At 61.7% G+C, this 2,304-nt stretch carries 3 protein-coding genes; 2 read left to right on the forward strand and 1 reads right to left on the reverse strand.

Annotation, left to right across the window (positions count from 1 at the left end):
* Positions 1–216: transposase (locus G6R20_RS18400; RefSeq protein WP_163377272.1), on the forward strand; the 216-nt coding region annotated here is incomplete at its 5' end.
* A gap of 49 nt (positions 217–265) precedes the next feature.
* Here G6R20_RS18400 and zapE read toward each other — a convergent pair.
* Positions 266–1,186, reverse strand: a complete 921-nt coding sequence (gene zapE, locus G6R20_RS18405; protein WP_163377273.1) for an AFG1/ZapE family ATPase — start codon at positions 1,184–1,186, stop codon at positions 266–268.
* 61 nt (positions 1,187–1,247) lie between these two features.
* Between zapE and G6R20_RS18410 the strand changes: the two genes are divergently transcribed.
* A complete protein-coding gene (locus G6R20_RS18410; protein ID WP_163377274.1) occupies positions 1,248–1,751 on the forward strand; it encodes a TetR family transcriptional regulator in 504 nt (167 codons plus the stop codon).
* The last annotated feature ends 553 nt before the right edge of the window (positions 1,752–2,304 follow it).

The following is a 2,304-nucleotide window of genomic DNA, read 5'->3' on the forward strand; positions in this document are numbered from 1 at the left end:
TCCTGCCCGAKCCCAGAGATCGCCCGCCTCGGCCGCACTCTTCGCAAGTGGAAGGACTCCTGCCTCGCCTACGGGACCACTGACCGATCCGACAATGGTAGAACCGAAGCGATCAACGGCCTCATCGAACTCCCCCGGCGCCTGGCCCGCGGCTACCGCAACCGCGACAACTACCGCCTGCGGATGCTCCTCATCGCCGGCGGGCTACGGACCTGACCCCACACTTAGATGCGAAGAGCCGAGAATCTGCTGAATCGCCCGATGTTCAGACTTGAGAGGCACCAAGGCTGCGGAGTCGACTGACGGTTCGAGCAACGTCCAACGGAGGAAATGCCGATGCGTGCAGGTCGTCAGGTATTCCAAGGGAATGGATCGTCAACGGGACATCGCGGTCGTATGCGACGTCGACGAGATTGGCTAAGCGCTGGCCGGGTTCGCGATCGATCTGCGCAGGATATGGGACATCGTGGATGACAAGGGGGTTCCGGTCCGCAAGAAGAGCCAGGTAGTCATTTGCTGACCATGGGCGCTCGCACAGGGCGGAGAAGGTTGTTTCGATTTTTTTGACCCCCATCGGTCTCGGTAGTACTGGCAGTGCGCGGGTGCCCAGATTGAGTGACGTGGTCGGCGGCTCGTGAGGCACCGGTGGAAGCCATTGCCCGGATGTGAACCCGTCTTCGCGGATGGTGGCGGCGTCGCGGTGGTCGATTCCCTCATCGAGGTCCACCACCAAAAATCTAGCCCTGATGTGCTCAATGACTGGCTCGGCCGCGTGATGCAGCAGGGGGTTGGGAAGAAGTCCTTCCGGTGCGTAGTTCGACGTGGCAACCACCCGCACCTGGTGCGAACACCACCATCTCAACGCACGATGGAGGTAGATCGCGTCGGCGACGTCGTGAACGTGAAATTCGTCGAAGAACACCGCACCGGCCCGTCCGGTCAACGCTTTCACTGTCGCATCCAGGTCCCGTCCATGCGTGGGGAGCTGGTCGTGGACCGCGCGGAAGAACTCTGCGCAGTGCCACCTCACCGATGTGGGGCTTCCCAGGTGTACCGCGTTGAGCAAGGTCGTCTTGCCACTGCCAGGGGGACCATTGACGTAGACGTTGCTGCGTCCGCTCATCGAGTCCCGCACTTCACCTTGGCGTCTCGTGAGTTCGACCGATTCCGTCGTCCGCTCACCCATTGATGACCTCCACACCCGCGAGACTCTATCTTGCTAGAGGATCGGTGGGTAGAGTGAACTGGTGCCCACTCGACCATCCCGACGGAACCAGATCTGCCAGGCAGCGATCGCGCTCGCCGCCCGGGGCGGGAGCCATGCCGTCACTCACCAGGCGATCGACGCGAAGCTCGGCATCGCCAAAGGGTCAACCTCGTACTACTACCGCACCCGCGCGGCCCTGATCACCGCCGTCTCCGAGTGCCTTGCGGCGCAGTCGCGAGAGGTGTTCCGTGACCTACTCTCCCAACACTCCGACGACAATCCCGACACCGTGATCAGCACCTATCTCGCCAATCTCACCGCCACGCGGCGAGACCAAGTCCGCGCTCGTCTCGCTTTGGCCTTGGACGCCGACTGCGCGGCAGAACAGCGTCAAGGGTTAGCCGAGTGCCTCTTTTCTCAAGAGGCGGCGGTCGGGCTGATGCACTCTCAGGACCACCCGCATCCTGAAGCCGGGGCCGCTGAGTTGCTCGATCGCCTCGAGGGCCTACTCCTGCGCACCCTTGTATTCGCCGGACCCGCATGACCGGCCAGCCGAGCACTCCCGACCGGGCGGCTAGCAACCCGGTGCCTTGATGTGCGGATGGTCCAGCGCGGCCAGGTGGGCCACGAGCGATTCTGTGCCGCGTGGGTCGCGCAGGCGGGCGCCGGGCTGGCCACTCGGGATCTACGACAGCCCATGGGACTACCGATCCCGCCGCATGCGCGGCGCGACGCTTTGCGATCTCCGCTGACATCGCCTCTGGACCGGGGATGGAGTGTTCCCGCTAAAGTGGCCACTGCAATTAAGCGGCGAGTTCGTATATGTCTCTGAATCCTAGTTCGTACTCGGCTGGTGTCAAGTAGCCCAGTGTGGAATGTCGTCGGGCTCTGTTGTAGTACTCCTCAATCCAGGTGAATGTGCTCTTTTTGAGTGCTTTGAGAGTGGGCCATGGGCGCGTGTGAATGAGTTCTTTCTTGTAGCTCGCGAAGAATGATTCTGCGACTGCGTTGTCGAAACAAATGCCAGTGCGCCCTAATGATCGTTGGATATTGTTTTTCGTGCAGTACTTGTCGAAGTCGGTGGACGTGTATTGAGT

The organism is Dietzia sp. Alg238-R159, from assembly GCF_900537145.1.
In the GTDB taxonomy this organism is placed as follows: domain Bacteria; phylum Actinomycetota; class Actinomycetes; order Mycobacteriales; family Mycobacteriaceae; genus Dietzia; species Dietzia kunjamensis.